The organism is Mesorhizobium sp. ESP-6-2, assembly GCF_020164675.1.
In the GTDB taxonomy this organism is placed as follows: Bacteria; Pseudomonadota; Alphaproteobacteria; order Rhizobiales; family Rhizobiaceae; genus Mesorhizobium.
The window spans coordinates 523,862-550,798 of record NZ_JAIUGT010000002.1; the positions used below are offsets into that span (position 1 = coordinate 523,862).

26 protein-coding genes and 1 riboswitch are annotated in these 26,937 nt (G+C 63.5%); of the genes, 17 read left to right on the plus strand and 9 right to left on the minus strand.

What is annotated here, in order from left to right; genetic code table 11:
* The first annotated feature begins 16 nt into the window (after positions 1-16).
* The gene (locus LB532_RS07740) at positions 17-403 is read left to right on the plus strand and encodes a MerR family transcriptional regulator (RefSeq protein WP_006203215.1); all 387 of its coding nucleotides are present in this window, start codon (positions 17-19) and stop codon (positions 401-403) included.
* A 147-nt stretch (positions 404-550) separates the two neighbouring features.
* Here LB532_RS07740 and LB532_RS07745 read toward each other — a convergent pair whose 3' ends face one another.
* Together LB532_RS07745 and LB532_RS07750 are read right to left on the minus strand one after the other, a co-directional pair.
* On the minus strand, positions 551-1,027 hold the full coding sequence (locus LB532_RS07745; RefSeq protein WP_140639086.1) for a methyltransferase family protein: 477 nt from the start codon (positions 1,025-1,027) through the stop codon (positions 551-553).
* The gene (locus LB532_RS07750; RefSeq protein ID WP_224556603.1) at positions 1,024-2,025 is read right to left on the minus strand and encodes a DUF1624 domain-containing protein; all 1,002 of its coding nucleotides are present in this window, start codon (positions 2,023-2,025) and stop codon (positions 1,024-1,026) included. The genes LB532_RS07745 and LB532_RS07750 overlap by 4 nt, the downstream gene beginning before the upstream one ends.
* 231 nt (positions 2,026-2,256) lie before the next feature.
* Here LB532_RS07750 and LB532_RS07755 point away from each other — a divergent pair, with 231 nt between their 5' ends.
* Positions 2,257-3,456 carry an MFS transporter gene (locus LB532_RS07755; RefSeq protein WP_140639084.1) on the plus strand — a complete coding sequence of 400 codons (1,200 nt, stop codon included), beginning with the start codon at positions 2,257-2,259 and terminating at the stop codon, positions 3,454-3,456.
* 3 nt (positions 3,457-3,459) lie between these two features.
* On the opposite strand, the gene LB532_RS07760 is transcribed toward LB532_RS07755, so the two are convergent.
* Positions 3,460-4,629 carry an aromatic ring-hydroxylating oxygenase subunit alpha gene (locus LB532_RS07760; protein ID WP_140639083.1) on the minus strand — a complete coding sequence of 390 codons (1,170 nt, stop codon included), beginning with the start codon at positions 4,627-4,629 and terminating at the stop codon, positions 3,460-3,462.
* A gap of 134 nt (positions 4,630-4,763) precedes the next feature.
* A riboswitch (cobalamin riboswitch) is annotated at positions 4,764-4,960 on the plus strand.
* Between the two features lie 35 nt (positions 4,961-4,995).
* Between LB532_RS07760 and LB532_RS07765 the strand changes: the two genes are divergently transcribed.
* Genes LB532_RS07765 through cobO form a run of 4 tightly spaced genes read left to right on the plus strand, consistent with a single transcriptional unit; the run spans position 4,996 to position 7,112 of the window.
* Positions 4,996-5,175 (plus strand): CbtB domain-containing protein, encoded by a 180-nt coding sequence (locus LB532_RS07765; RefSeq protein WP_140639082.1) that lies wholly within the window; start codon positions 4,996-4,998, stop codon positions 5,173-5,175.
* 15 nt (positions 5,176-5,190) lie between these two features.
* Positions 5,191-5,988 (plus strand): CbtA family protein, encoded by a 798-nt coding sequence (locus tag LB532_RS07770; RefSeq protein ID WP_140639081.1) that lies wholly within the window; start codon positions 5,191-5,193, stop codon positions 5,986-5,988.
* Positions 5,981-6,496, plus strand: coding sequence for a bifunctional adenosylcobinamide kinase/adenosylcobinamide-phosphate guanylyltransferase (gene cobU, locus LB532_RS07775; protein WP_140639080.1), 516 nt, complete (start codon positions 5,981-5,983; stop codon positions 6,494-6,496). Before LB532_RS07770 ends, cobU begins: the two co-directional genes overlap by 8 nt.
* Position 6,497: 1 nt before the next feature.
* A complete protein-coding gene (gene cobO / locus LB532_RS07780) occupies positions 6,498-7,112 on the plus strand; it encodes a cob(I)yrinic acid a,c-diamide adenosyltransferase (RefSeq protein WP_140639079.1) in 615 nt (204 codons plus the stop codon).
* A 36-nt stretch (positions 7,113-7,148) separates the two neighbouring features.
* Here the strand turns inward: cobO and cbiB are convergent, their stop codons facing one another.
* Positions 7,149-8,120, minus strand: a complete 972-nt coding sequence (cbiB, locus tag LB532_RS07785) for an adenosylcobinamide-phosphate synthase CbiB (protein ID WP_140639078.1) — start codon at positions 8,118-8,120, stop codon at positions 7,149-7,151.
* On the opposite strand from cbiB, the gene cobD reads away from it, so the two are divergent.
* Positions 8,119-9,165 carry a threonine-phosphate decarboxylase CobD gene (gene cobD / locus LB532_RS07790; RefSeq protein WP_140639077.1) on the plus strand — a complete coding sequence of 349 codons (1,047 nt, stop codon included), beginning with the start codon at positions 8,119-8,121 and terminating at the stop codon, positions 9,163-9,165. The genes cbiB and cobD overlap by 2 nt on opposite strands.
* Positions 9,162-9,671, plus strand: a complete 510-nt coding sequence (locus LB532_RS07795; protein WP_140639076.1) for a tyrosine phosphatase family protein — start codon at positions 9,162-9,164, stop codon at positions 9,669-9,671. The genes cobD and LB532_RS07795 overlap by 4 nt, the downstream gene beginning before the upstream one ends.
* Positions 9,672-9,986: 315 nt before the next feature.
* On the opposite strand, the gene LB532_RS07800 is transcribed toward LB532_RS07795, so the two are convergent.
* Both LB532_RS07800 and LB532_RS07805 read right to left on the minus strand, forming a co-directional pair.
* Complete coding sequence (locus LB532_RS07800; protein ID WP_140639075.1) at positions 9,987-10,787, minus strand: creatininase family protein; 801 nt, start codon at positions 10,785-10,787, stop codon at positions 9,987-9,989.
* Positions 10,788-10,842: 55 nt separating this feature from the next.
* A complete protein-coding gene (locus LB532_RS07805; protein ID WP_140639074.1) occupies positions 10,843-11,226 on the minus strand; it encodes a RidA family protein in 384 nt (127 codons plus the stop codon).
* 269 nt (positions 11,227-11,495) lie between these two features.
* Between LB532_RS07805 and LB532_RS07810 the strand changes: the two genes are divergently transcribed.
* The 9 genes from LB532_RS07810 to LB532_RS07850 all read left to right on the plus strand — a co-directional run bounded on the left by LB532_RS07810 (position 11,496) and on the right by LB532_RS07850 (position 20,429).
* Positions 11,496-12,500 (plus strand): ABC transporter substrate-binding protein, encoded by a 1,005-nt coding sequence (locus LB532_RS07810; protein WP_224556605.1) that lies wholly within the window; start codon positions 11,496-11,498, stop codon positions 12,498-12,500.
* 11 nt (positions 12,501-12,511) lie between these two features.
* Positions 12,512-13,342, plus strand: a complete 831-nt coding sequence (locus LB532_RS07815) for an ABC transporter ATP-binding protein (protein ID WP_140639072.1) — start codon at positions 12,512-12,514, stop codon at positions 13,340-13,342.
* The gene (locus LB532_RS07820; RefSeq protein ID WP_140639071.1) at positions 13,329-14,177 is read left to right on the plus strand and encodes an ABC transporter permease; all 849 of its coding nucleotides are present in this window, start codon (positions 13,329-13,331) and stop codon (positions 14,175-14,177) included. Before LB532_RS07815 ends, LB532_RS07820 begins: the two co-directional genes overlap by 14 nt.
* Positions 14,178-14,207: 30 nt before the next feature.
* Positions 14,208-15,509: a cytosine deaminase gene (locus LB532_RS07825; protein ID WP_140639070.1), complete on the plus strand. Its 1,302-nt coding sequence runs from the start codon at positions 14,208-14,210 to the stop codon at positions 15,507-15,509.
* Complete coding sequence (locus tag LB532_RS07830; RefSeq protein ID WP_140639069.1) at positions 15,509-16,912, plus strand: FAD-binding oxidoreductase; 1,404 nt, start codon at positions 15,509-15,511, stop codon at positions 16,910-16,912. The genes LB532_RS07825 and LB532_RS07830 overlap by 1 nt, the downstream gene beginning before the upstream one ends.
* A gap of 205 nt (positions 16,913-17,117) precedes the next feature.
* Positions 17,118-17,699 carry an NAD(P)H-dependent oxidoreductase gene (locus LB532_RS07835; protein ID WP_140639068.1) on the plus strand — a complete coding sequence of 194 codons (582 nt, stop codon included), beginning with the start codon at positions 17,118-17,120 and terminating at the stop codon, positions 17,697-17,699.
* Entirely contained in the window at positions 17,699-18,286 is a 588-nt protein-coding gene (locus LB532_RS07840) for an NAD(P)H-dependent oxidoreductase (protein WP_140639067.1), read from the plus strand. The genes LB532_RS07835 and LB532_RS07840 overlap by 1 nt, the downstream gene beginning before the upstream one ends.
* A gap of 861 nt (positions 18,287-19,147) precedes the next feature.
* Positions 19,148-19,678, plus strand: a complete 531-nt coding sequence (locus LB532_RS07845; RefSeq protein ID WP_140639066.1) for a hypothetical protein — start codon at positions 19,148-19,150, stop codon at positions 19,676-19,678.
* Complete coding sequence (locus tag LB532_RS07850) at positions 19,671-20,429, plus strand: hypothetical protein (protein WP_140639065.1); 759 nt, start codon at positions 19,671-19,673, stop codon at positions 20,427-20,429. Before LB532_RS07845 ends, LB532_RS07850 begins: the two co-directional genes overlap by 8 nt.
* A gap of 398 nt (positions 20,430-20,827) precedes the next feature.
* Here LB532_RS07850 and LB532_RS07855 read toward each other — a convergent pair whose 3' ends face one another.
* Genes LB532_RS07855 through LB532_RS07865 form a run of 3 tightly spaced genes read right to left on the minus strand, consistent with a single transcriptional unit; the run spans position 20,828 to position 26,918 of the window.
* On the minus strand, positions 20,828-23,287 hold the full coding sequence (locus LB532_RS07855; protein WP_140639064.1) for an FAD-dependent oxidoreductase: 2,460 nt from the start codon (positions 23,285-23,287) through the stop codon (positions 20,828-20,830).
* Positions 23,284-24,465, minus strand: coding sequence for a pyridoxal phosphate-dependent aminotransferase (locus LB532_RS07860; protein WP_140639063.1), 1,182 nt, complete (start codon positions 24,463-24,465; stop codon positions 23,284-23,286). Before LB532_RS07860 ends, LB532_RS07855 begins: the two co-directional genes overlap by 4 nt.
* Positions 24,465-26,918, minus strand: a complete 2,454-nt coding sequence (locus tag LB532_RS07865; protein WP_140639062.1) for an FAD-dependent oxidoreductase — start codon at positions 26,916-26,918, stop codon at positions 24,465-24,467. The genes LB532_RS07860 and LB532_RS07865 overlap by 1 nt, the downstream gene beginning before the upstream one ends.
* Between the last annotated feature and the right edge of the window lie 19 nt (positions 26,919-26,937).

Here is a 26,937-nt window from a genome sequence, read left to right on the forward strand (position 1 = left end):
CGGCTATGGGGTGAGAATGCGGGAATATTATTCGATCACCGAGCTGACGCGCGAATTCGACGTGTCGACGCGGACGTTGCGCTTCTACGAGGACGAGGGGCTGGTGCAGCCGGTGCGGCGCGGCCGCACGCGGCTGTTTCGTCCATCCGACCGACACCTGATCCGGCAGATCATGCGCGGAAAACGACTCGGCTTCTCGATCAACGAGATCCGCGAAATCATCCAGATGTACAAGGAACCGCCCGGCGAGGTCGGCCAACTCAAGCTGATGATCAAGCGCATCGAGGAAAAGCGCGAGGATCTGAGGCAAAAGCGCCGCGACCTCGAGGAGACATTGGCAGAGCTGGACCAGGCAGAGGAATCCTGCGTCGAGCGGCTGGTCGAGCTGGGGGTTAATACGTAGGCGGCTTGTGTGAGTGGCCACAGGAAACGTTCGGGATTGGCCGAAGCTTCCAAACATCGTCATCCTCGGGTCTCCGCGACGGAGCTCCGCTCCTGCTTCGCCCGTGGATGACGAAGAAGGGGCGGTTTCGGCCAAGCCAGCCTCCAATCAAATCCAGCGCCGCACCCGCTTGGCATAGTCGCGGTATTTCTTGCCGAACTTTGCCGCCAGCATCTTTTCTTCCTTTTCCACCGCGACCTTCTGCGTGACGTAGGCGGCGACGAAGGCGAGCGGCAGGAACCAGACGATCCCGGAGATGAAGGCGACGCCGATCAACAGCAGCGTGTTGGCGAGGTACATCGGATTGCGGCTGACGGCGAATGGGCCCGAGGTGACAAGATGGTCCGGCACGGCGTTGGGGTTGAGCGTGGTCCTGGCTCGCATCATGGTGCGGATGGCGGTGAACCAGAGTGCGGCGACGCCGAACAGCGCCACCCAGCCGGCCGCGTAGAGGAGGTCGCCCAGGAGGTCGCCGATCCAGGGCAGGGGAAAGAGCAGGCCAAGCGCGATGCTGATGGCGATGGCGGCGATGTAGATCAGCGGCGGCCACGGTATCAGCCCAGGTTTGGGCGGGGTCTCGGTCATTCGACACCTTCCTCCGTCTTGCTGTCGGTCTGGGCCGTGCAGGTGCCGGCGAGGTCCGCCAGATGCGCTCTCCATTCGGCGGTCTGGTCGTTCTTGTAGAGCCGATCAAGCGTTGCCTCGCCCTCCAGCGTGTCCAGCATGCACCCACAATAGCTCGAACAGAACTTGCTGTCGCGCTGCTGCTCGCACGAGATCTGGCAGGTCTTGAGAAAGTTCACCTGCGGGGGTTCGACCTTCGCGGGCATTACTTGCGAGAACAACCAGACACTGCCGATCAGCAGCGGCTGGTGAATCACGTAGAAGGCCAGGCTGTGCCGGCCGATGAAGACCAGCGGGTTGGACCAGCGCCCGGGTGCCACATCCGCCAGGCGCGCCAAGGCGCCGAAGCCGGAGCCAAGCTTGGTCGCTCCGAGGCCCACAAGCACCGCCCCGAACCACGGGAACAACGGGACATAGTCGTTGGAGTGTGGGTTGACCGCGGAAAGGCCGACCCACCACAGCCAGGGGTGATCGAACGATTCCAGCCGAAAATAGAAGGGAATGGCGATGACGGCCGCGGCGATCAGCAGTGTGAGCAGCGCCGGCAGGCGCAGGAATGCCAGCCCGAGCAGGCTCGCCAGCGCGATCTGGTGCAGGATGCCGAAGAAGATCCAACCATCCGGTGTGGCGATACGGGTGGCGACCGAAATGGCGATCGCGGCCCCGGCGACCATGGCGAAGCGTCTCCAGAAGCCGTTCCAGCGGATCTCTTTGCCATGGGCGAGATACAGGCTGACGCCGACCAGGAACAGGAAGGTTGAGGCAATGCAGCGAGCATAGAACTTCCACCAGCCGAAGGCGGTCAGGCCGGGATCGGTGTAGCCGAAGAATTCCAGGTCCCAGGTGAAATGGTAGCTCGCCATGGCGATCAGCGCGATGCCGCGCAGCATGTCGATGGCGACGATGCGCTTGGTCTTCGGCAACTCCGCGGCGGGCATGGTCGGCGTCTGGATGCTCATGGTCTCGCGATCTGATTCAGCCCCGCACGAGGACTATCACGGTTACGCCGGACAAAAGAAGGCCGTGAGCTTCGATACGGACGGTCAGCCGGCGCTGCATCAGGCACCCCTTTAGGCCAGCACGGGAAAGCCTTTGACCGGCTTCGTTTTAACCGGGGCACGTCGGTTTCCTGTTACCGGTCGCGAAATGATGGCCGCAGATTTGGCTGGTGATTCTGCTTTGGGGAAGCAATGTCCACGCATGTGCGCCATCCGATCTGGCTACCGGCCCTCAAGGCCGCGGATGCCCGCACCTTCGCCTCGCTCTACGCGGTCGAATCCTTCGCTCGCGCCACGGTGTCGAGCGTCATCCCGATCCAGGCCTACGAGATCCTCCACAATGAGCAGATCGTCTCGATCCTCTACACCATCGTGGCGATGCTCGGCCTGTCGGTGACCTTGTTCATGCCGATGCTGATCCAGCGCTTCGCCCGGCGTTGGGTCTACACGGCGGGCGCCTGCCTGCTGGCGATCGGCTCGTTGTTCTTCGTCACGCATACGCTCGCCGGGCAATTGGCCGGCATGCTATGCCGTGTCATGGGCGCCAGCGCGCTGTCGATCACGCTCAACCTTTACATCATGGACCACATCCGCAAGACCGATTTCATGCAGGCCGAATCGCTGCGCATGGCGTGGTCGATGTTTGCCTGGACGGGTGGGCCGACGCTCGGCATCTTTCTCTACACGCGCTTCGGCATCTATGCCGCGCATGGCGCGGTCGCCGTATTCGCCTTGGCCCTGCTGGCGTTGTTCTGGACCTACCGGCTCGGCGACAATCCCTCGATCCGGCCGGGCAAGACGCGCCCGGTCAATCCGCTGGCCAATATCGGCCGCTTCGTCGCGCAGCCGAGGCTGAGGCTGGCCTGGCTGATCGCCTTCGGCCGCTCCTGCTTCTGGACGACCTTCTTCGTCTACGGACCGCTGTTCATGGTCATCACCGGCGAGGGCGAACTGGCCGGCGGCATTCTGGTTTCGGCGGGCAACGCGCTTTTGTTCATGGCGATTTTCTGGGGCAAGGCGGGCAAGCGCTTCGGCGGCCGCAGGACCATGACATTTGCCTATTTCGCCATGTCGGCGATGCTGCTGGCGGCGGGTGCCGTCGGCGAAAGCGCGCCGCTCATCACCGGCGCCTTCCTGCTATGCGGCGCCTTCTTCACCATCGCGCTCGACGCGCTGGGCTCGACCGCCTTCATGCGCTCCGTGCGTTCTTACGAGCGCGCGCAGATGGCTGCGGTCTACCGCACCTATCTCGATTTTTCCGAACTGACGCCGCCGCTGGTCTATTCAGTGGTGCTGGCCTTTTTTGGCCTCGGCTCGGTTTTCGTCACGCTCGGCCTGCTTGCGGCGGTCTGCGGCTATGTCACCTGGCGGTATCTGCCGAAGTCGCTGTGAAGCTTACGGCACAAGCGCAGCGTGCCGTTCGCGCACCCAGTCGTGGAAGCGGTGAAGGTCGTACTCCTCCGGCATCAGCACGCCGGCCTTGTGGCGCATGGAGCGCAGCCCTTTCTGGTTGACCTCGCAGATCGCGGCATCCTCCTCCAGCACCTGGGTGCCGAAGCCGACGATATTGTCGATGTCGGTGGCGGCCAACGCCTCGGGCGCGAACAGCCATTCGGCGGTCAACTCGGTCTGCTCGGGGCCAAGCGGCACCAGCCGTACTGACCTGACATAGTCGACGTGGCCGACGATGAACATAGAGGGCAGGCTGGTGGCGTAGGTCTGGCCGGCGGCGCGCTCGGCCGGTGTGAGGCCCGAAAAGACCGGCCCATGCGCCTGGCCGTCGCGCGACCATGTCTCGGCACCCGCCCGCAGCCCGCCGGAAAATTCCGGCGCGTCATTGTCGGCATGGCGGGTCCATTCGGGGTCGTCATGCCGGCCCATCAGGCCGCGGCCATAGATCGGAACCAGCCGCGACAGGTCCTTGTGGACGCCGGGGCAATGCAGGCACTCGTTGAAATTTTCCCAGAAGATCTTCCAATTGCAGTTCATCACCTTGCGCAGCACATGGCCTGATGTCAGCGATTCCAGCGGCCAGTTGCCGAGATCGCCGGAGGCCTGGTCGAAGGATGAGTGCGCCGAGCCGGCGGCATCTTCCGCCAGATTGACGAAGACGAAGCCGCGCCAGACCGACAGCGAGACGCGATAGAGCGGATGGTCCGCCTTGTCGAAGCCTTCGGGCAGCGTTTTCGACGGCACGCGTACGAGATCGCCGCGCAGCGAATAGGACCATGCGTGATAGGGGCAGGTGATCAGCCGCGCCTTCAACCGGCCAGCACTTTCCTGGCAAAGCTGCGAGCCGCGATGCCGGCACGTGTTGTGGAAGGCGCGTAGCTCGCCGGTGTCGTCGCGCAGCACGACGACCTCCTGGGTGCCGACGCGGAAGGTGCGAAAGGCGAGCGGCTGGGCAAGGTCGGCCCCACGGCAGACGAGCAGCCAGTTCCTGTACCAGATGGCGTCGAGGTCGCGCTGGTAGGCCGCCGCATCCCAATAGGCCGAGGACGGCAATGTCGGCTCGGCCCGGGTGAGGCCGTTGTAGGGGGCGTGCTGGCTCTGGACGGGCTGCATGGCTGGCCTCCTGTGAGGATGGCAGCCGACACCCGGCCACGGAAATTGTCAATTGCAGCGGAGCAAGCGGCCGGACGGCGCTAAAGCGCTTGTCGCCGTCGGAATTTGGTTTGCCGGATGCGGCGATTTTCCCTATAGTCACCTTCGTCGTCGGTTCCGATTGGAGCCAAGAGGGAATGCGGTGCGGGCGGATTTGCTGCCCAATGCCGTGGCTGCCCCCGCAACTGTGTGCGGTAGTCCTCTCCATATGCCACTGAAGATTTTCTTCGGGAAGGTGGGGAAGGGCGCTGATCCGCGAGCCAGGAGACCTGCCGGCGACAGGAAACTGACTTCGATGCCCTCGGGTGGAGGGTGAAAGGACAAGACATGAATACCGCTTCCGTCTCCCTCGGCGCCTCCATCTCCTCGCAGTCGCGCCTCTTGCAACTCGCGCTCGCGGCGCTGCTCGGCATTTTCGTCGTCGGCTTTGTCGGTTTCTCGCATATCGACGCGGTCCACAATGCCGCGCACGACTATCGCCACTCGATGGCGTTTCCCTGCCACTGATAGGGATTTGACATCATGAACCTGTTTCGCAACGTCGTGTTCATCGCGGCGATCGCAGGGCTTGTGGCCGGTGTCGTTCTCGCCTGCATGCAGGCCTATGCCACCGTGCCGTTGATCCTGAAGGCGGAAGTCTACGAACAGGCCGGCGGCGGCCATCACCATGACCATACCGCACCGGCCGCGACCGACAACAACGCCATGAGCGCTGCCGCCCCGGCGGGTAACGCCATGAGCTCCGCGGCGCCGGCACCCGCTGAAGCTGCTCCGGCTGAAGAGGAAGGCTGGGCGCCGGCCGACGGCTTCGAGCGTTTCGCCTTCAGCGTGCTTGCCAACATCGTCACCGGCATCGGCTTCGCGCTGGTCCTGGTCGCGGTTTCGGAATTCGCCGGCGGCATCGGCAACTGGCGCCAGGGCGTGTTCTGGGGACTGGCCGGCTTTGCCGTGTTCACGCTGGCGCCGGGCCTCGGCCTGCCGCCGGAACTGCCGGCCATGCCTGCCGCCGAGCTTCTGCCGCGCCAGATCTGGTGGACGGCAACGGTGGCGGCAACGGCGATCGGCCTTGCCCTGATCGCCTTCCGCAAATCGCTGCCGCTGGCGATTCTGGGCGTGGTGTTGATCGTCGCGCCGCATATTGTCGGCGCGCCGCAGCCCGACAGTTTCGAGACGCCGATTCCGGAAGGCCTGCATCATCAGTTCGTGGTGGCGGTAACTGTGACCAACCTAGTCTTCTGGCTCGTGCTCGGCGCTGCCGTCGGCGTGGTGCGTGGACGCTTCACCGGCACCGCGACGAGTCTGCGCGACAGCTTTGCCTGATCGCGGAAGACTGACCTTCATCATCGGTGGTGCGCGCTCCGGCAAGAGCGCGCACGCCGAAACGCTGATGACGGCCTTGCCTTCGCCATGGACCTACATCGCCACGGCGCAAGCCTATGACGACGAGATGCGGCAGCGCATCGCGTTGCACCGGTCGCGGCGCGGCGAGGGCTGGACGACCATTGATGCACCGCTCGACCTTGTCGGTGCATTGGAGATCTTGCCGGAGGACCAGCCGGTGCTTATCGACTGCCTGACGCTCTGGCTGACCAATCACATGCTGGCCGAACATGATGTAGAGGGCGAATGCCGGCGGCTGGCTGACATGCTGTCGCGGCCGCGCGGGCCCTGGTTCGTGGTATCCAATGAGGTCGGACAAGGCATCGTGCCAGACAATGCGCTGGCGCGCCGGTTCCGCGACGCCGCCGGCCGCCTCAACCAGCAGGTCGCCGCGATTGCCGACATAGTGCTGCTGATGGTGGCGGGGCTGCCGCTCAAGGTGAAGTGACATGACCGACATCGACGAAAAGGACGAAGAGCGCCACCGCGCCAAGATGGCCAAGCGCAAGGCGGTGCAGGATGCCGAGGTGGCGAGCAAGACGGTCGAAAAGGGACTGCTGATCGTCAACACCGGCCCGGGTAAGGGCAAGACCACGGCTGCCTTCGGCTTGGCGCTGCGCATGCTCGGCTACGGCAAGCGCGTCGGCGTCGTCCAGTTCATCAAGGGCAAATGGCATACGGGTGAGAAGGAGGCCTTCGCCGCATTCGGCGACCGCGTCGTCTGGCACGCGATGGGCGAGGGGTTCACCTGGGAGACGCAGGATCTGAAGCGCGACATCGCGGCGGCCGAGGCCGCCTGGGCCAAGGCGCTGGAGCTGATGGCCGATCCGTCGATCAGTCTCGTCGTGCTCGACGAACTCAACATCGCGCTGCGCTACGAGTATCTCGATCTGGAGAAGGTGGTTGCCGCGCTGAAGGCGCGCCGCGAGGGCCTGCATGTCGTCGTCACCGGTCGCAACGCCAAGCCGGCGCTGGTCGAGGCGGCCGACCTGGTCACCGAGATGGGGCTGACCAAGCACCATTTCGCGGCGGGCGTGAAGGCGCAGCAGGGGATCGAGTTCTGAGCGTTCCTTACCCTCCCCACAAGGGGGAGGGTAAGGTTAGGTCACAACCATGACAACGACCGAAATCACCCCGCACAGCGCGATCAACAGGCAGTCGGCGACACGATAAAGTTTCAGTGCCCGCCTTATGTCGATGCTGTCGGCTTCGCGCCGGCCGCCTTCGCCCATGAACGCGTCGTCGACCGTTACGCCGCCATAGCTGCGCGGCCCGGCGAGCGCCAGGCCAAGTGCGCCGGCCATCGCCGCCTCCGGCCAGCCGGCATTGGGCGAGCGGTGCTTTTTCGCGTCGCGCCGCACCGCCTGCCATGCGGCTTTCGCGTCGGCGCCTTTCACCAGGAAAGCCGCCGACGTGATGAGCAGCGCCGTCAGCCGCGACGCCGGCAGATTTATCCAATCATCGAAACGTGCCGCTGCCCTGCCGAACGCTTCGTGGCGCGGCGTGCGATGGCCGATCATCGAATCGGCGGTGTTGGCGGCCTTGTAGGCGGCGCCGCCGGCAAGGCCACCGACGCCCGTCCAGAAGGCGGGGGCAACGATCCCGTCGGAGAAATTTTCGGCCAGGCTCTCGATCGCGGCGCGGCAGACACCGGCCCTGTCCAGGATTTCGGGATCGCGGCCTACGATGCGCGAAACGGCGGCGCGGCCCATGTCGAGCCCGCCCGAATCGAGCGCGTCGGCGACGGCCTCGACATGCTCATAAAGGCTCCGCTGTGACAGGAACGATGTCGCCAGAAGGGCGGTGATGAACAGTCCCAAGGGAACGAACCCGAGCAGGGTCTGCACGCACAGGCCAATTAGCGCCGGCACCAGCACGATGACCAGAAGCGCCCGGACACCACGTTGGCGACGCAGCGCGTCGGGATCAGTGGCGCGGTTGAGCCGGCGATCGAGAAAGGATATCAGCCTGCCGAACCATGTCACGGGATGGCCGATGGCGCGAAACAGCCAGTCGGGGTAGCCCAGCGCGGATTCGACGGCCAATGACAGGAAAGCGATCAGGACTGACATGAAGCTTCTTGAAGGAGCGGTGGACCATGGTGGAAGTCTCGGCCGGGCAAGGGCGCTTTTCCCCAACGCCCCTCAGCCTTTCGTCGACCTCTCGACCGGAATCAATCCACACTCCTACCCGCTTTTCGATTTGCCCGCCACCTCGCTGTCGCGATTGCCGGAAGCGGGGCGGGCGCGTGAGCTGACGGCGATCGCGGCCGGCACCTATGGTGCGCCCTCGCCAGCCAATGTCGTCGCTGCGCCCGGTACGCAGATCCTGCTGCCGCGCGTGGCATCGCTGGTCGCGCCGGGCAAGGCGCTCGTGCTGGGGCCGACTTATGCCGAACATGTCCGCGCGGCGGAAATCGCGGGGCACGAGGTGACCGAAGTCAGCGATTTCGCTGATCTGGCGGACGCCGACCTTGCCGTCGTGGTCAATCCGAACAACCCGGATGGGCGCATCATCGAGCGCGACTGGCTGCTGGCGCTGGCCGCCGGCTTGCACGCCAAGGGCGGGCTGCTGGTCGTCGACGAGGCATTCATGGATGTCGGCCCGCGCCAACACAGTCTCGCCGGCGATGTCGGCCAGGGCGGCATCGTCGTGTTGCGCTCTTTCGGCAAGTTTTTCGGGCTGGCCGGCCTGCGGCTTGGGTTTGCGCTTGCCAATGCGCCGACGGCCCAACGGCTGGAAACGCAATTCGGCCCTTGGGCCGTTGCCGGCTCGGCGCTGGAATATGGCATTCGGGCACTTGCCGATATCGGCTGGCAGGACGACATGCGCGCGTCGCTGGCGGAGGCATCGGCTCGGCTCGACGGACTGTTCGGTCGTTTCGGCGTGCCTGTCGCGGGCGGCACCACATTGTTCCGCTATTTCAGCCTGCCGGAGGCCGCCGGCTTGTTTGCAGCACTTGGCGAACGCGGCATCCTGCTTCGCCATTTCACCGACCGTCCGCACGTCCTGCGGGCCGGTCTGCCGGGGAACGAGGAGGAGTGGCTGCGGCTCGAATCCGCCCTTGCCGAATGGGCGGCGCGGCGCGAGGATCGAGCGAAAGGTATCAAACCATGATCCATGTCTGCTCGCTGGCAAAGGTCGAGGAAACGGTGGCGAGGACCGGCGCCGAGCGGCTGCTGTCGCTGTTGGCCGCCGGCACCGATGTGCTCCGCCCGGCCTCGATCATGAGGGAAAACCATCTGCACCTGGTCATGCACGACATCGCGGTGGCGCAGGATGGCATGACCATGCCGGGCGAGGAGCATGTGCGCAACCTGCTCGATTTCGCGCGCCGCTGGGACCGGGCAAGACCGATGGTGGTGCATTGCTATGCCGGCATCAGCCGCTCGACAGCCTCCGCCTATATCATCGCCGCCGCGCTGGCGCCGAAGCGCGACGAGGCCGAACTGGCCCGGACGTTGCGGATGCTGTCGCCATCGGCGACGCCCAATCCGCGGCTGATCGCGGTGGCCGACGCGCTGCTTGGTCGAGACGGCCGCATGGTCGCGGCAATCGAAGTGATCGGGCGCGGCGCCGATGCCTTTGAAGGCACGCCCTTTGCCCTCAAGATCGACGTTTGATGCGACCGTGGAGGTTAGCCGTAGCCTCCCCGCCTTCGTCATCCACGGGCGGAGCAGGAGCGAAGCTCCGTCGCGGAGACCCGAGGATCCATGCCGCGACCTTAGCCGCGAGTGCAGCAGAGCAGAATTCTCCACCGCAGCGACGCTCCCTGGTCACGCCATGGATCCCTTGGGCTGCGGTGCAGCTCCAGGGGTCTGCGCCGCGTCGCTTCGCTCCTTGCTTCGCCCCAGGATGACGAGGGGAGAAAGGCTTCGACCAATCTCAGAGAGGCGATGTGCCATGGGATGGTCAGAAAATCCGCGTCAGGCAACATCCTACTTCAGCCAGTCTGCCAGCTTCGCCTTGCGAACATCCCGCAGCAGGCCGATGAAGCCGTCGGCCTGGTATTCCGCGGTCAGCCGGCCTTTTTCAGGGGTGGCGATGCTGGCGTCGCCGACCACGCCATTCGGGTTGAGATCGCTGGCGATCCAGGCGAAGGCGTGGGTGCCAGTGTGGCGCAGCAGCGAGAATTCCTTCTCGGCCTTCGCGACATTGGACACGAAATTGTCGGCCTTGCTCACGTCGACCAGATCCGGCCGGAAATGCAGCATCAGCGAGGTCTCGACGTCGCCGCCATGGATGCCGTGGCGGTCTTCGAGTTCGGTGTACATGCCGGCCGGGCGGCCAAAGCGCTGCCAGCTGGTCTTGACCGCCAGCATCCTTTCGCGCACCCGCAATTCGCGCGTGACGATGCCCATGATCTCCTCGTTGCCGCCATGCGAATTGACGACGACCAGCTTGCGCACGCCGGCCCGCGCGATCGAAACGCCAAGCTCGGTCCAGGCCTCCACCAGCGTCGTCGCCGGCAGAGTGAGGGTGCCCGGCGCATGCAGATGTTCGTTCGATTTGCCCACCGCCTGGATGGGAAGGATGCGGATGTCGAGATCGTCGGGCAGGCGAGCGATGACCGTGTCGAGCATGCCGTTCATGATCGAAGTATCGGTCGAGACAGGTAGATGCGGTCCATGCTGCTCGATGGCCGCCACCGGCAGCACGGCGATCGTTGCCTCAGGATTGATCGAGGCATATTCGGTTGTCCGGTAGTCGCCCCACCACACGCGTTTTTTCGCAGTCATGTCGTGCCTCTTCAATTATCCGGGCAGACCTAGCGCGGGACGGACTGCCTGTCGATCACCCCGCCGCCAGCACTTCCACCTCGACCTTGAATTCCGGCCGGGCAAACCCCGATACGATCATCAGCGTCGAGGCCGGTGCGGGATCGGAGAACAGGCTGTTGCGGACATCCATGTAGGATTGGAGATGAGCGCGATCGGTCACGAAGGCGTTGATGCGCACAATATCCTTCAGCCCCAATCCGGCCTCGGCCAAAATGGCGATTATGTTGGCGAAGCAAAGCTCGGCCTGGGCGCCGGCGTCTTCCGGAACGAAATCGTCGAAACGGATGCCGAGTTGGCCCGAGCACAGAATCAGACGCTTTCCAGCCGGCACCTCGACGCCGTGGCTGTAGCGCGCAAAGGGCGGCTTGATCGACTTTGGCTTCAGAAATTTGAACATGGCAATCTCCTGTCTCCTGGCAGCCTAGGACCGGATGCCTCGTACCATCAAGATGGCGGTGCATGTCGCCGGTGCGATTGTGGACAGGCGTTTAAAAAATAGGCACGATGCCTCCGGTGCAGCACGACCTTTCCGGCGTTCGCAGATGGCTGTGGTGCAGGCGGGCGGGTCCCGGCGCGAGACGCCGGTGGCATGTGTCTTGCTTCTTGAATCTCTGGTGTCGAGCCTGGCGCGTGGCGCGCCGGAGCAAACAAAGGGTGGTGGTGTCGATGTACGGAAAACTGAAGATGTCGGTGGCGGCGGTGGCCGTGCTTGCGGCGAGCACGCTTGGTGCCGCGGCAAATGAAAAAGTCACCTTCGGCACCAACTGGCTGGCCGAGCCGGAACATGGCGGCTACTACCAGGCCGTGGCTGACGGCACCTATGCCGCATGCGGCCTCGACGTCACCATCATGCAGGGCGGCCCGCAGGTCAGCGGCCGGCCGATGCTCTTGGCCGGCAAGATCGATTTCTACATGGGCGGCAACCTGCTGTCGGCCTTCGACGCCGTCCAGCAAGGCATTCCGATGCGCGTGGTGGCGGCCGATTTCCAGAAGGATCCGCAGGTCATCATGTCCCATCCCGGCGAGGGGCTGGACAAATGGGAGGACCTGAAGAACGCCGAGCAGTACATTCTGGGCGACGAGGGCGCGCAGACCTTCTTCCAGTGGATGATCATCGAACTCGGCTTCGACGCGGCCAAGCGCGTGCCCTACACCTACAACACAGCTCCCTTCCTCGCCAACAAGAAGTCGATCCAGCAAGGCTATTTCACCTCCGAGCCGTTCGCGGTCAAAAAGGAAGGCGGCTTCGTGCCCAACCAGTTCCTGCTCGCCGACTATGGCTGGGACACCTATTCGACGACGGTCGAGGTGATGCAGGACACGATCGACAAGAAGCCGGAGGTGGTCCAGTGCTTCGTCGATGGCTCGGCCAAGGGCTGGTACAAGTATCTCTACGGCGACAACAAGGCCGCCAACGACATGATCAAGAAAGACAATCCTGACATGACGGATGAGCAGATCGCTTTCTCGATCGAGCAGATGAAGAAGTTCGGCCTGGCCGATTCCGGCGACACCGAGAAGCTCGGCATCGGCGCCATGAACGAGGCGCGGATCAAGAGTTTTTACGACAAGATGGTCAAGGCCAAGGTCACGCCCGCAGGCATCGACATCACGAAGGCCTATACGCTGGCCTTCGTCAACAAGGGCGTCGGGCTCGAGCTGAAGAAATAGGCCGTCCCGGCATGCTGCGGGAACAGGTGGCGCAGGCGCCGGCGAACGGGTCCGACACGGCTCCGGCATTGTTGGCGCTGCGGGGCGTCGGCAAGGTCTTTTCCAATGGCGTGACGGCACTCGCCGACGTCGACCTGACGATCCGGGAAGGGGATTTCCTCAGCCTGCTCGGGCCGTCCGGCTGCGGCAAGTCGACGGCGCTACGGCTGATCGCCGGCCTGGCGACGCCGACCTCCGGCATGCTCGACTGGCGTGCGGGCGGTTCGCTCGACCGCTCGAACATCGGCTTCGTGTTCCAGGAGCCGACATTGCTGCCCTGGGCCAGCGTTTTCGACAATGTCTGGCTGCCGCTCAGACTGAAGGGCGTCAGCCGCGCCAAGGCGGCACCGGTGGTGACCGAGATGCTGGCAAGGGTTCATCTCACCGGCTTCGAGAACGCCGTGCCGCGCGAATTGTCGGGCGGCATGAAGATGCGCGTATCGATCGCCCGGGCCCTGGTGACCAAACCGCGCGTGCTTTTGATGGATGAGCCGTTCGCGGCCCTCGACGAAATCACCCGCTTCAAGCTCAACAACGATCTCCTGGAGCTGTGGCAGGACGAGCGCTTCACAGTCGTCTTCGTCACGCATAGCGTCTTCGAAAGCGTGTTTCTGTCCAACAGGGTTGTCGTGATGGCGGCGCGGCCAGGCAGGATCTTCGACGAGCTTGCCATCGATGCGGCCTATCCGCGCGACGAGGCCTTTCGCACCTCACCCGATTATGCGGCGCTGTGCCGGCAGACGTCCGACGTGCTGGTCAAAGCCATCAATTCAATTCCAGGCTCGCATCATGACGGCCATTGACGGTGCATTGAAACTCGACCCCGAGGAAGCACGCCGCGCGCGCCAGGAGCGGCTCGAGCGGATCGGCCGCTGGATCCTGCCGCTGGCGATCATGGTCCTGGCGATCTGGCTGTGGGACCGCATCTGCGTGTGGAACGAAATTCCGCAATACATATTGCCGCGTCCCGGCGTGGTGCTGGGGACGCTCTACAACGACGCCGGCCTGCTGTTCTCCGCACTTTTGGTCACCTTGCGCATCACCTTCCTCAGTCTGCTCCTTGCCGTCATCGGTGGGGTCGGGCTGGCGGTGCTGTTTGCGCAATCGAAATGGGTGGAGATGTCGTTCTTTCCCTTCGCCATCGTGCTGCAGGTGACGCCGATCGTGGCCATCTTCCCGCTGATCAACATCTATGTCGACAACCAGACGACCAAGCTTCTGCTCTGCGCCTGGATTGTGGCCTTCTTTCCGATCCTCTCCAACACCACCCTCGGCCTCAACTCGGTCGACCGCAATCTGCGCGACCTGTTCAAGCTCAACGGCGCGACGCGTTGGCAGCAATTGCGCTATCTCAGGCTGCCGGCGGCGATGCCGTATTTCCTCGGCGGGCTGAAGATCGCCGGCGGCCTGTCGCTGATCGGCGCCGTGGTAGCCGAGTTCGTCGCCGGCGCTACCGGCCAGTCGTCGGGGCTCGCCTCGCGCATCATCGAGGCCGGCTACCGGCTGAACGCGCCCAGGCTGTTCGCGGCGCTGTTCCTGATCTCGCTGACCGGCATCCTGATCTTCCTCGTGCTGTCGCTGATTTCGCATCTCATTTTGCGGCGCTGGCACGAGAGCGCGCTGAAGCAGGAGCGGTGAGATGTCCGGCAGGACAGAGGGGGGCAGGCCTTGATACCAGCCTCTGGTTACTACCAGCTTGCCAACGCACGCGTTCATCGGTCCGTTACGCCTGACCTTGCCGCGCCCTTCGACAGCGACGGTTTCGCACTCGCCGACATCGCGGTGGCCGACGGCAAGATGTCCAGCATTGCCGTTCCTGGCAGATCGAACGCACCTGCCGATGCGATCGACCTCGGCGGCCGTATCGTCCTACCGTGCTTCGTCGACTGCCACACACATATCGACAAAGGCCATATCTGGCCGCGAAAACCCAATCCCGACGGCACTTTCATGGGGGCGCTGAATGCCACAGGTGCCGACCGCACTGCCCGCTGGAGTGCCGAGGACGTGGCGCGGCGCATGGATTTCTCGCTGCGCTGCGCCTACGCGCATGGCACCAGGGCACTGCGCACGCATCTGGACAGTGTCCCGCCGCAAGAGGAAATCTCCTGGCCGGTGTTCGAGACGATGCGCGAGAGGTGGCGCGGCCGCATCGAGTTGCAGGGCGCCTGCCTGATCGGCGTCGAGGGCGTGCGCGACAAGAATTGGTTCGACAGGCTGGCAAAAAGGGTGGCCGCCGCCAAGGGCGTGCTTGGCGTCGTCACCTATATGGTGCCGGATCTGGAAGAACTGCTCGACCATGTCTTCGCCCAAGCCATCAAGCATGGCCTCGATCTCGATTTCCATGCCGACGAGACCGACGACATCGCGGCGATCTCGCTGAAGAAGATCGCCGAGGCGTCGCTGTGGAACGGCTTCGAGGGCAAGATCCTCGTCGGCCATTGCTGTTCGCTGGCGCGCCAGCCGGACCTCGAGGTGCTGGACACGCTTGACAAGGTGGCAAAAGCCGGGCTGGCGATCGTCTCGCTGCCAATGTGCAATCTTTATCTGCAGGACCGGCGGCGCGATCAAACCACGCCCCGCTGGCGCGGGGTGACGCTGCTGCATGAGATGAAGGCGAGGGGCATCCCGGTCGCGGTCGCTTCCGACAATACCCGCGATCCGTTCTATGCCTATGGCGATCTCGACATGCTGGAGGTCTATCGCATGGCGACGCGCATCCTGCATTTCGATCATCCGGTCGCCGATTGGCCGCAGGCCGTCACGGCAACGCCGGCTGATGTGATGCGGCTCGATGGTTTCGGCACGCTTGCCGCCGGCGGCGATGCCGATTTCATTGTCTTCAAGGGCCGCAGCTGGACGGAATTGCTGTCGCGGCCCGAATCGGATCGCATCGTCGTGCGCGCTGGGCGCGCGATCGACCGGCAACTGCCCGACTATGCCGAACTCGACGAGCTGATGGTGGACTGATGGATATCGCCGCGCTGAAACGCGATCTCGACGGGATAAAGCTCGACGACAATCCGGCCATCGTCCAGCAGAAGAGCCGCGATTTCTACTGGTACAGCCCTGTGCTGAAACGGCAGCTCGATCACGTCACCGGCGACCTGGTCGTTACGCCGAAGACCGAGGCCGAGTTGATCCGCGTGCTTGCCTCCTGTCACCGGCATGGCGTGCCGGTGACACCACGCGGCAGCGGGACCGGCAATTACGGCCAGGCGATGCCGCTCTCGGGCGGCGTGGTGCTCAATCTCGCCGACATGAAAGAGATCAAGTCGATCGCGCCGGGGCGCGTGGTGACCGGGCCGGGCGCGGTGCTGGCCGACATTGACAAGGCAACGCGGGCGCATTCAGGGCAGGAACTCAGGCTCTCACCCTCCACCTACAACACCGCCTCGATCGGCGGCTTCATCGCCGGCGGTTCGGGCGGCGTCGGTTCGATCAATTTCGGCGGCTTGCGTGATTTCGGCAACGTGCTGCGCCTGCGCGTGGTGACCATGGAGGCCGAGCCGAGGGTGCTCGAACTCACGGGCGAGGATTTGCACAAGGTGACGCACGCCTACGGCACCAACGGCATCATCACGGAAGTCGAAATGCCGCTGACCGCGGCCTATGAGTGGATCGACGTCATTGTCGGCTTTGACGCCTTCATGGATGCGGCGCGCTACGGCAACGCACTGGCCTGCCAGGACGGCATCCTGACCAAGCTGATCACGCCGATCGCGGCACCCGTGCCGCAGCTCTATTTCAAACGGCACCAGAAATTCCTGAAGGATGGGCAGAGCATCTGCGTCGTCATGGTGGCGCGGCACGGGCTGGACGCGTTCCTTGCCTTCACGCGGCGCACCGGCGGCCAGGTTACTTTCAACGCCGCCACGGCGACGCCGGACGAGAAAAAGGGCCTGCCGCCGGCCTATGAGCTGGCCTGGAACCACACGACGCTCAGGGCACTGCGGGTCGACCCCGACATCACCTATCTGCAGTCGCTCTATCCCTTTCCCAATCAGCTCGCGCTGGTCGAGAAGATGGACGCGATGTTTCCGGGCGAAGTCTTCTCGCATCTGGAATTCGTGCGGCTGGACGGCAACATCACCTGCTTCGGCCTGCCGCTGGTGAAGTTCACCACCGAGGCACGGCTCGACGAGATCATCCGCCTGCATGAGGACAATGGCTGCCCGATCTTCAACCCGCATCGTTACACGCTGGAAGAGGGCGGCATGAAGCAGACCGATGCGGTGCAACTCGCCTTCAAACGCGAGACCGATCCGCAAGGCCTGCTCAATCCCGGCAAGATGATCGCCTGGGAAAACCCGGATTATGACTACTGTTCGGGACGGACTTTTCTGTTCAAGGGGCTGCAGAGGGTGGGATGAGGAGAGGTTCGCGCCTGAACGCCCCCCTGTGGCCTGCCGGCCATCTCCCCCTCAAGGGGGGAGATTATTCGCGCCACCGCTTTCGCCTGTCTCCAACGTTGGAAGCACAGGCGCGGCGTAAGGGCTGCCAATCTCCCCCCTTGAGGGGGAGATGGCCGGCAGGGCGGAGGGGGACGCCTCGCGCTGACCTTCGGGATATCTTCCCGTGAACATCCTCGTCCTCCACGCCCATCCGGTCGAGACCAGCTTCAATGCCGGCCTGCACCGGACGATCGTCGAGCGACTGACGGCTGCCGGCCATGCGATTGACGACTGCGATCTCTATGCCGAGGATTTCGACCCGCGGCTCTCTCGCCAAGAACGGCTGGACTATCACAATCCGCGCGGTTCCGCCGACCCTGCGGCGCCGTATGTCGACCGCCTGCTGCGCGCCGATGCGCTGGTGCTTTCCTATCCGGTCTGGAATTACGGCTTTCCGGCAATCCTGAAAGGGTTCTTCGACCGCGTCTTCCTGCCCGGCGTGTCTTTCAAGCTGATCGACGGCAAGGCGCAGCCGTCGCTGCATAACATCAGGAAGATCGCGGCGGTTACCACCTATGGCGGCAGCCGGTTCCGCGCCCTGCTGATGGGCGACCCGCCGCGCAAACTGGTCAAGCGCGTGCTGCGTGCCACGGTCAAGCCGGGTGCTCCCGTTTACTATCTGGCGCATTATTCGATGAACCTTTCGACCGACGAGACGCGCAAGGCGTTCTTGGCCAAGGTCATTGCCAGCATGGACAGATTCTGATGCGCGCGCTGGTGGTTTATTGCCATCCGGTGCCGGAGAGTTTTTGCGCCGCTATCCGCGACACCGCTGTGGAGGTGCTGACGCGAAGGGGCTGGGAGGTGCGGCTGCTCGATCTCTACGCCGAGAAGTTCGATCCGGTGATGAGCTGCGAGGAACGGCGTTTCTACAACGACCAGGCGCCGCAGGACCTTGCGCTGAAGCCGCATTTCGAGCTGCTCAACTGGGCCGAGGCGATCCTGTTCGTCTATCCGACCTGGTGGTACGGGCTGCCGGCGATGCTGAAGGGCTGGCTCGACCGGGTGTGGGCGACGGACGTCGCCTTCAAGCTGCCGGCCGGCAAGGGGCGGATCAAATCGCTGATGCGGCATGTGACCAAAGTTGGCGTCATCACCACCTGCGGCGCGCCGACCTGGTGGAGCGTCGTCGTCGGCCAGCCCGGGCGCAAGACCTTGCTGCGCGGCATGCGGGCGCTCTGCGCCACGCGCTGCCGGACCTTCTTCCTGGCGCACTATCTGATGGACGCCTCGACGCCGAAGACGAGGGCGGCGTTTCTGGCGAAAGTGCGGACAAAGCTGGAGCGGTTTTAGAAACAGCTTTCTTCGCCCCGTTCACGGGAGATGATGGCGCCTGCGCTAACTGCGAGAGGCTGGGGCCGCCCCTCATTCGGCCTTTCGGGCCACCTTCGCTAAGTGTGTTTGGTCTGGATCGAGCGAACCTATCCGGCCCACGAATAGACGTCCTGGAACAGGTGATGATGCAGGGCGAGATAGTGGTGATAATCCGGGGTTGCCCGCGGGCAGGGGCTCATCGGCGCCTTAGAAACAGCGCCAGCTCGAATTCGTCGATCTCGTCCTGATTTTCGATGCCTAGCAGATTCTGCAGCACCGTGCTGCCAGGATAGCAGGGGGATCGCCTTCGGCGGCGAAAACCACAAGCCGCTACTTCTTGCGGATTTGGTCCTTGGTGAGCGTGCGCCGCTCATCCCCACGCAGGCCGCGCTTGGCTGACTTTAGATTATATACGATTGAACTTATCCACCGGAATCGTCCCGTGGGTTCGCACCCGATTTAACGGCCTCAACGAGATGGAGCCCGGCGCACAACGCCAAGGCTTTAAATAGATGTATAAAGGAGAACTGAACCTCTCTTTTCCGAAATGTCATGGTCGGCAGAAAGGTGTAGGAACCATAACTTATTGATATGTATGATCAACTATCATTTTTTGCGCTCGACAAAGGCAGGTTATGAATTTCCCTAAACGCAGGCTTTTACAAGCCATTCGCATCGAGCTATAGCCACACGTTGAAAAATATGCTGTCAATTCAGCTATAAAACGCCGGTCCGCGACGAAGTGAAATTGCCTGAGCATGGAGAATACGTGAAAGCGATCATCTTGCATTTTGTAGATCGCACCAATATCTAAATGGCATTGTAGCTTGGAGAATCGAAATGACTGATCAGCCTAACGCTGCCGATGCGGAATTTTCGGCGATGCAGACGCTTTACAATGCTCTGGAACCCCTCGACGACGACGCGCGCAGCCGGGTTGTCAATTACATCGTTGCGAGGTTGGAAATCGTCCATAACGCGAGCCGGGCTGCAGCAGCCGCGGCCGAGCCTGCAGCTGGCTCCGAACCGGCAGCGGAGCCGGAAATTGCTGAGGCAACCACCTACGGTTCCGTTGCCGAGCTCTACGACGCTACCCAACCGAAAACGAACGGCGACAAGGCCTTGATTGCCGGCTATTGGCTCCAGGTTTGCCAAGGCGCCGAAAACTTCGACAGCCAGTCGGCCAACAAGGAATTGAAGCACCTGGGCCAGGGTCTGGCCAACGTCACTGCGGCCATTGAATCTTTGAAGAATCAGAAACCGGCACTTGCGCTTCAGCTTAAGAAAAGCGGCAAGAGCCAGCAGGCCCGCAAGGTCTATAAAATCACTGTGGCCGGGGTCAAGGCAGTCGAGGCTATGATCAATGGATGAAGAACGCCTTGCCCAGGCGCTGTCAGGACTTCTCGGTGAAGTCCTGACAAAGGAGCTGTGCATTGACTTCGTGAAGGTCCGCCAGGACGCAACGACGCTGACCCTCGAGCGGGCATCGCCCGGGAAGTTTGTTGAGACGTTCGTGCAATGCCTTCAATACATGGCGAAAGGCAAATACGACGCCAAGCCCGACGTCGACGCCTATCTCAGCAAAACCGTTGAAAATGAAACGGTCATTCCGGAAGGGTTGCGCATTTGCGCGAGCCGCATTGCGCGATCTATCTACACACTTCGGAATAAGCGCAATATCGCGCACAAGAACCCGGTCGACCCGAACAGATTCGACCTAGCTTTCGTGCACCAGGGCGCCGCATGGATCACCGCGGAACTCTTGAGAAATGCCACCGGCGTTTCGATGGAGGAAGCCGGTAAACTTATCGAACTGGTGCAGGCTCCGTTGGGCACGCTGGTCGAGGAAATTGATGGCACCTACCTCGTCCATGCCGATACCTCGGTTAAAGGCGAAATCCTGATTTTGCTCCATAGCCGCTATCCGGAGCGGGTGCCGAGCGCTGATATTCTCAAGACGATGAGTGCAAGAAGTGCTGGGTCCGTGCGAAATCGCCTTGGGGAATTGAGGACAGAAAAACTCGTACACGGCGACGCGAAGACCGGATTCCGGCTCACACAGGCCGGGTATTCCGCGGCGGTCGGCGAAATCCAAGCCTTGATGAAAGCACCAAAATCCTGACCCTCCGGCGCATTTAAGCCAAGTCGCGCCGGATGGCTGCCTCCAGGCGATCGGCAGCTACATTCTCGGCCGCGTTGGCGCGTAGGATGCCAATCTCAAGGTATTCCACGATGGCAGTCCTTCCGCGTCGCCAATGATCTTCAACGAGGGCGGGACGCTGCACAATGCAAGGCAGGCCACGGCCAGGCCCGACTGGACGATAGCGGTCATACCGCGAGGCTCGCGCTCGAGTAGGTGCAGTGACGGCTGCTCAGCATCGGCCGTGGCGGCGACGATGTTGGCCCGCGCCGGGCAAAGTCTGGAACAGGGCAACCCGGGTCCCTGGTTGTTGATGTGCGCCTCGGCGTTGACCCATCTAATCGCGCACCTCCCCACAAGGGGAGAAGGAAAAAGCGCCGCTACATCTTCACCCTTTCCGCCTTCGGGTCATACATCGGCTTCAGCGACGCCTCCGCCGCGAAGCGCTCGCCGGCGATCTCGATCTCATAGGACGAGGCCAGCACATCCGCCTCGGTCTCGCCCTGGCAGGGCACATAGCCCAGCCCGATCGCGCCGCCGAGATGGTGGCCGTAATTGCCTGAGGTGATCGGGCCGACGATCTTTCCGTCGCGCAGGATCGCCTCATTGTGGAAGAGCAGCGGCTGCGGGTCCTTCAGCCGGAACTGGACCAGCCGGCGGCTCACTCCAGCTTCCTTCTTCTTCAACACCGCGTCGCGGCCGATGAAATCGCCTTTGGCCGTCTTCACCGCGAAGCCGAGACCGGCTTCCAGCACGTTGTCCTCGTCGGTGATGTCGTGGCCGAAATGGCGGAAGGCTTTTTCGATGCGGCAGGAATCGAGTGTATGCAGGCCGCACAGCTTCAGCCCGACATCGGCACCGGCCGCATCGATTGCCTCGAAGACATGGGCCGCCTGGTCGGTCGAAACATAGAGCTCCCAGCCAAGTTCGCCGACATAAGTGACACGGTGGGCGCGGGCGAGGCCCATGCCGATCTCGATCTCCTGGAAGGTGCCAAACGGGTTGTTCTCGTTGGAGAAGTCGTTGGGGCTGACCTTCTGGATCAATTTTCGCGCATCCGGGCCCATCAGGCAGAGCACGCTTTCGGCAGCGGTGACATCGGTGACGACGACGAATTCGTCCGTAAGGTGCTTGCGCAGCCAGGCGAGGTCGCGCTGCAGCGTCGCACCAGGCACGACGAGGAAGTAGGCGGTGTCCGACAGGCGCGACACCGTCAGATCGCTCTCGATGCCGCCGCGCCGGTTGAGCATCTGCGTGTAGACGATCTTGCCGGGCGCCACGTCCATGTCGTTGGCGCACAGTTTTTGCAGGAAGGCGCAGGCGTCGCGGCCCTCGACGCGGATCTTGCCGAACGAGGTCATGTCGAACAGGCCGACCTTGTTGCGGACGGCGAGGTGCTCCTCGCGCTGGTTGTCGAACCAGTTCTGCCGCTTCCAGGAATAGCGGTATTCGCGCTCCTGGCCTTCGCGCGCGAACCAGTTGGCGCGCTCCCAGCCGGCGACTTCGCCGAACACGGCGCCGCGCGCCTTCAGATGTTCGTGCAGGGGCGAACGGCGCACGCCGCGCGACGTTACCACCTGGCGATAGGGGAAATGATCGGCATAGAGCAGGCCGAGCGTTTCGGAGACACGCTCCTCGAGGTAGCGGCGGTTCTTCTGGAAAGGCTGGGCCCGGCGGATGTCGACTTCCCACAGGTCAAACGGTGCCTCACCGTCGTTGATCCACTGCGCCAGCGCCATGCCGGCGCCGCCTGACGAGACGATGCCGATCGAATTGTAGCCGGTCGCCATCCAGTAGCCCCGCAGTTCCGGCGCCTCGCCGAGATAGTAGCGGTCGTCGGGCGTAAAACTTTCGGGGCCGTTGAAGAAGGTATGGATGCCGGCGGTGGCCAGCATCGGCATGCGGTTGACGCCCATTTCCAGGATCGGCTCGAAATGGTCCATGTCCTCAGGCAACTGGTCGAAGCAGAAATCCTCGCTTATGCCGTCCATGCCCCACGGCTTGGCCACCGGCTCGAAGGCGCCGAGCATCATCTTGCCGGCATCTTCCTTGTAGTAGGCACACTCGTCGGGTACGCGCAGCACCGGCAGGCGGCTCAGCCCCGGGATCGGCTCGGTGACGAGGTAAAAATGCTCGCAGGCGTGCAGCGGGATGGTGACGCCGTTCTGGGCGCCCAGTTCGCGCGCCCACATGCCGGCGCAGTTGACGACGATGTCGGCCTCGATCGTGCCTTGCTCCTCGCCCTGCGCCCAGGACACGCCGGTGACGCGGCCGTTCCTGGTGTGGACCTTGGTGACCCTCACATTCTCCACGATGGTGGCGCCGCGCTGGCGCGCGCCCTTGGCCAGCGCCATGGCGATGTTGGCCGGGTCGCACTGGCCATCGAGCGGCAGATGCACGGCGCCGACGACGTCGGACACGTTGAGATGCGGGTACATCTCCTTGACTTCCCTGGGCGAAATCTCGCGCACGTCGACATCGAAGGCGCGGGCGAGTGACGCCTGCCGGTAGATCTCGTGCTTGCGCTCCTCGGTCAGGGCGACGGTGATCGAGCCGACCTGGCGCATGCCGGTGCCGACCTCGGTCTCGGCTTCCAGCTTGACGTAGAGGTCGGCCGAATATTTCGCCAGCCGCGTCATGTTCTGGGAGCCGCGCAACTGGCCGATCAGGCCGGCGGCGTGCCATGTCGTGCCCGAGGTCAGTTGCTTACGCTCCAGCAACACGATGTCGGTCCAGCCGAGCTTGGCCAGGTGATAGGCGACCGAGCAGCCGGAAACGCCGCCGCCGATGATGACGGCTCTTGCCTTGGCGGGAATGGTTCTGGGGGAAGGGATGTTCATGCTGCCTCGCGGCGATAGCTGGAGACAAAGCGGCGCAGCCTAAGTGCTGCTTCCCGCAAGACGGGTTCCGGCTGGCACAGGCTGACGCGGATATGGCCTGCTGCGGCCTCGCCGAAGCTGGAGCCGGGCATGACGCCGACCTTCTCCTTGTCAAGGAAGGCGAAGGCGAACTTCTCGTCGTCGGATTCGACGGCCGATATGTCGAGCATGACATACATGCCGCCTTCGGAGCCGCGCACGCCGACATTGTTCATGCCGCGCACGGCGTCGAGCAGGACGGCGCGTCGCGCCGCGTAGCGTTCGGCAATTTCCTTCACGCCATAACCCTTCTCCAGCGCCTCGGTGCAGGCGATCGAGATGAAGGCCGGCAGGCCGTAGGTCGTCACCAGATTGAGGTTGGTCAGCAGCGAGATCATCTCGCTCGGGCCGGTCAGCCAGCCCATGCGCCAACCGGTCATGCCGTGGCTTTTGGACATGGAATTGATGACCAGCGTGCGCTCGGCCATGCCGGGCAGGGAACGCGGCGAGATGTGCTCGCCGCCGCCGAGCGTCCAATAGACTTCGTCGGACAGCAGCCACAAATCGTGCTCGCGGCAGACCTCGGCCAGCTGTTCCAGCCGTTCGCGCGAATAGACGGCTCCGGTCGGGTTGTTCGGCGTGTTGATCAGGATGGCGCGCGTATTCGGCCGAAGTGCCGCGCGGATCATGTCGGCGCGTGGCTGGAAACCATCCTCGGCCGGGGTCTCGACAACCGTGAAGGTCGCGCCCGCGGCGCTGAAGGTGTTGGGGTAGGTCGCGTAGTATGGCGCAACCACGATGGCGTGGTCGCCCGGGTCGAGCACGGCCTGCACGGCGGCGTAGAGCGCCGCCTGGCCGCCCGGCGTGGCGATGACCTGGTCCGGCGTCGTCCCGACGCCCGTGCAGGCGACCGAGGCCGCCGCCATGGCCCCGCGCAGGCGCGGCAGGCCGGGCAGGGGGGTGTAGTGGTGATTGCTGCCGCGAACCGCGGTCACGCAGGCCTCGATCGTTTCGGAAGGCGTATCGAAATCGTGATCGCCGACCGACAGCATGATGATGTCCTCGCCGGCCTCCTTGCGGGCCCATGCGGCGAAGTGGACTTCCCAGCCATCCTTGCCCGACGGCACGATGCCTGAAATGCGCGATGATGGTTTTGGCATCAGGCTCTCAACCTTTCGTTCTTCGGATCCCACAAGGGCTCATCCTTCTGCACCACTGCCTTGAAACGGTCGCCGAAGATCTCGACCTCCACGGCGGTGCCGGGCTCGGTCAGATCGGCACGCAGCATGCCGAGCGCGATCGACTTGCCGACGCGATGGCCCCAGCCGCCCGACGTCGTCTCGCCGACGATCTGGCCGTCATGCCACAGCGTCGACATGTAGGGCGCGTCGCAATCGCCGGGGTTTTCCACCACTAGCGTGACGAAGCGCTTCCTGACGCCCTGCTGTTTCTCGTTCTGCAGCGCTGCCTTGCCGCGGAACTCGGGCTTGTCCCATTTGACGAAGCGCTCGAGCCCGCCTTGCAGGATCGAATAGTCGGTCGAAAGGTCACCCTTCCAGGTGCGGTAGCCCTTTTCGAGCCGCAGCGAATCCAGCGCGTACATGCCGAATGGTTTCAGGCCGTGCGGCTGCCCCACCGCGCAGATAGCGTCGAAAATGGCGGCGGTGTCATCGACCCTGGTGTGGATTTCCCAGCCGAGTTCGCCGGCGAAGGAGACGCGTACCAGCTTCGCCCAGCGCCCGGCGATCTTTGTTTCCTGATGCGTCAGCCAGGGCAAGGTCAGGTCGGCCTCGCAGACGGCTGCGAGGATTTCCCGCGACTTGGGGCCGGCCAGGATTTGGGTGGAGAATTCCTCGGTCCGGTCGATCAGCTTGAAGGTCGCATCCTTGGGCATGTGCGATTTCAGCCATTCGAAGTCATGCCATTGCGCAACCGCCGCAGTGATCAGCGTCATGGACTCCTCGCCATGGCGCACCACCGACATTTCAGTGACGATGCGGCCCTTGTCGTCGGAGAAATAGACGAGACCGATGCGGCCGGGCTTCGGCACGAGGCCGGTCACTTGCCGGCTCAGCCATTCGGCGGCGCCCGGACCTTCGAGGTTGAAGCGCGAAAAACCCGGGAGGTCGAGGATGCCGGCGGCGTCGCGAACGGCCAGGCATTCCTCGCGCACGCGGTGCTGCCACGGCCCGTCGCGACGGAAGGTGAGCGTTGCTTCCTCGGAGACGTCGTCACCATCCTGCGCATACCAGGTGGCGCGCTCCCAGCCATTATAGGCGTCGAAGCGGGCGCCGAACGCCTTGATGCGATCATGGATCGGCGACAATTTCCTGTCGCGTCCCGCCGGCCAGGCATGACGTGGAAACTGGATGGCGTATTCGTTGCCGTAGATCTCCATGCCTTTGGCAACGCAGTAATCCGGAGCCGAAGCGAAGGACGTGAAGCGGCGCGGGTCGCAGGACCACATGTCCCATTCGGTCTGGCCCTCAGTGACCCATTCCGCCAACACCTTGCCTGCACCGCCGCCTTGCGCGATGCCGAAGGTGAAGACGCAGGCCTCGAAGGCGTTGGGGACGCCCGGCATCGGCCCGATCAGCGGATTGCCGTCCGGCGCATAGGGAATCGGGCCGTTGATGACCTTGGACAGGCCGGCGGTACCCAGGATCGGCACGCGGGCGACGGCGTCGGCCAGATAATGCTCCAGCCGGTCGAGATCGTCGGGGAAAAGCTGGAAGGAAAAATCCTCCGGCATCGGATCGTTGTGGGTTGCCCAGTGCGCACGGCAATTGCGCTCATAGGGGCCCAGATTCATGCCGTTCTTTTCCTGGCGCAGATAGTAGGAAGTGTCGACGTCGCGCAGCAGCGGCAGTTTCCTGCCCTGGTCCTTCGACCATGCGGCGAGTTCGGGGATTTCCTCGAACAATATGTACTGATGGCTCATCACCATCATCGGCACTTCGCGGCCGAACATTTTTCCGACTTCGGCGGCACGGTAGCCGGCGGCGTTGACGACGATCTCGCAGCGGATCTCGCCTTGCGGCGTCACGACCACCCATTCGTCCCTTTCGCGGTGCACGCTGGTGACGGGGCAGAAGCGGATGATTTTAGCACCCATGTCGCGCGCGCCCTTGGCCAGCGCCTGGGTCAGCTGCGCCGGGTCTATGTCGCCGTCGCTCGGGTCGTAGAGGGCGCCTTTCAGCTCATGAGTCTCGATGAAGGGATAGCGGCGCTTGATCTCGTCCGTGCCGACGACATCGAGGTCCATGCCCTGGTAGCGGCCCATGCCCTTGGCGCGCTGGAACTCCTGCATGCGCTCTTGCGTGTGGGCAAGCCGCAGCGAGCCGGTGACATGATAGTTCATGGGATAGTCGACGGCCTCGGCCAGCCCGCGATAGAGCTCGGTCGAATAGCGCTGCATGTTCATCAGCGACCAGGACGAGGAGAAGGTCGGCACATTGCCGGCGGCATGCCAGGTCGAGCCGGAGGTGAGTTCGTTCTTTTCCAGGAGAACGCAGTCGGTCCAGCCCGCCTTGGCGAGATGGTAGAGCGAGGAGGCGCCGACGACACCGCCTCCGATGATCACCACGCGTGCCGTGCTCGGCAAACCGGCCATGTTTTTCTCCAACCCTTGA

Bases quoted from the DNA above. Each gene is read 5' to 3' on its own strand.
- cbiB (WP_140639078.1), bottom strand. From the start codon at position 8,120: ATGTCAGTCCTGATCGCTTTCCTGTCATTGGCCGTCGAATCCGCGCTG.
- LB532_RS07750 (WP_224556603.1), bottom strand. From the start codon at position 2,025: ATGAGCATCCAGACGCCGACCATGCCCGCCGCGGAGTTGCCGAAGACC.
- LB532_RS07740 (WP_006203215.1), top strand. From the start codon at position 17: ATGCGGGAATATTATTCGATCACCGAGCTGACGCGCGAATTCGACGTG.
- LB532_RS07755 (WP_140639084.1), top strand. From the start codon at position 2,257: ATGTCCACGCATGTGCGCCATCCGATCTGGCTACCGGCCCTCAAGGCC.
- LB532_RS07865 (WP_140639062.1), bottom strand. From the start codon at position 26,918: ATGGCCGGTTTGCCGAGCACGGCACGCGTGGTGATCATCGGAGGCGGT.
- cobO (WP_140639079.1), top strand. From the start codon at position 6,498: ATGACCGACATCGACGAAAAGGACGAAGAGCGCCACCGCGCCAAGATG.
- LB532_RS07860 (WP_140639063.1), bottom strand. From the start codon at position 24,465: ATGCCAAAACCATCATCGCGCATTTCAGGCATCGTGCCGTCGGGCAAG.
- LB532_RS07760 (WP_140639083.1), bottom strand. From the start codon at position 4,629: ATGCAGCCCGTCCAGAGCCAGCACGCCCCCTACAACGGCCTCACCCGG.
- LB532_RS07795 (WP_140639076.1), top strand. From the start codon at position 9,162: ATGATCCATGTCTGCTCGCTGGCAAAGGTCGAGGAAACGGTGGCGAGG.
- LB532_RS07800 (WP_140639075.1), bottom strand. From the start codon at position 10,787: ATGACTGCGAAAAAACGCGTGTGGTGGGGCGACTACCGGACAACCGAA.
- LB532_RS07850 (WP_140639065.1), top strand. From the start codon at position 19,671: ATGGATGAAGAACGCCTTGCCCAGGCGCTGTCAGGACTTCTCGGTGAA.
- LB532_RS07855 (WP_140639064.1), bottom strand. From the start codon at position 23,287: ATGAACATCCCTTCCCCCAGAACCATTCCCGCCAAGGCAAGAGCCGTC.
- LB532_RS07830 (WP_140639069.1), top strand. From the start codon at position 15,509: ATGGATATCGCCGCGCTGAAACGCGATCTCGACGGGATAAAGCTCGAC.
- LB532_RS07805 (WP_140639074.1), bottom strand. From the start codon at position 11,226: ATGTTCAAATTTCTGAAGCCAAAGTCGATCAAGCCGCCCTTTGCGCGC.
- LB532_RS07810 (WP_224556605.1), top strand. From the start codon at position 11,496: ATGTACGGAAAACTGAAGATGTCGGTGGCGGCGGTGGCCGTGCTTGCG.
- LB532_RS07845 (WP_140639066.1), top strand. From the start codon at position 19,148: ATGACTGATCAGCCTAACGCTGCCGATGCGGAATTTTCGGCGATGCAG.
- LB532_RS07745 (WP_140639086.1), bottom strand. From the start codon at position 1,027: ATGACCGAGACCCCGCCCAAACCTGGGCTGATACCGTGGCCGCCGCTG.
- LB532_RS07820 (WP_140639071.1), top strand. From the start codon at position 13,329: ATGACGGCCATTGACGGTGCATTGAAACTCGACCCCGAGGAAGCACGC.
- LB532_RS07770 (WP_140639081.1), top strand. From the start codon at position 5,191: ATGAACCTGTTTCGCAACGTCGTGTTCATCGCGGCGATCGCAGGGCTT.
- LB532_RS07815 (WP_140639072.1), top strand. From the start codon at position 12,512: ATGCTGCGGGAACAGGTGGCGCAGGCGCCGGCGAACGGGTCCGACACG.
- LB532_RS07840 (WP_140639067.1), top strand. From the start codon at position 17,699: ATGCGCGCGCTGGTGGTTTATTGCCATCCGGTGCCGGAGAGTTTTTGC.
- cobD (WP_140639077.1), top strand. From the start codon at position 8,119: ATGAAGCTTCTTGAAGGAGCGGTGGACCATGGTGGAAGTCTCGGCCGG.
- LB532_RS07765 (WP_140639082.1), top strand. From the start codon at position 4,996: ATGAATACCGCTTCCGTCTCCCTCGGCGCCTCCATCTCCTCGCAGTCG.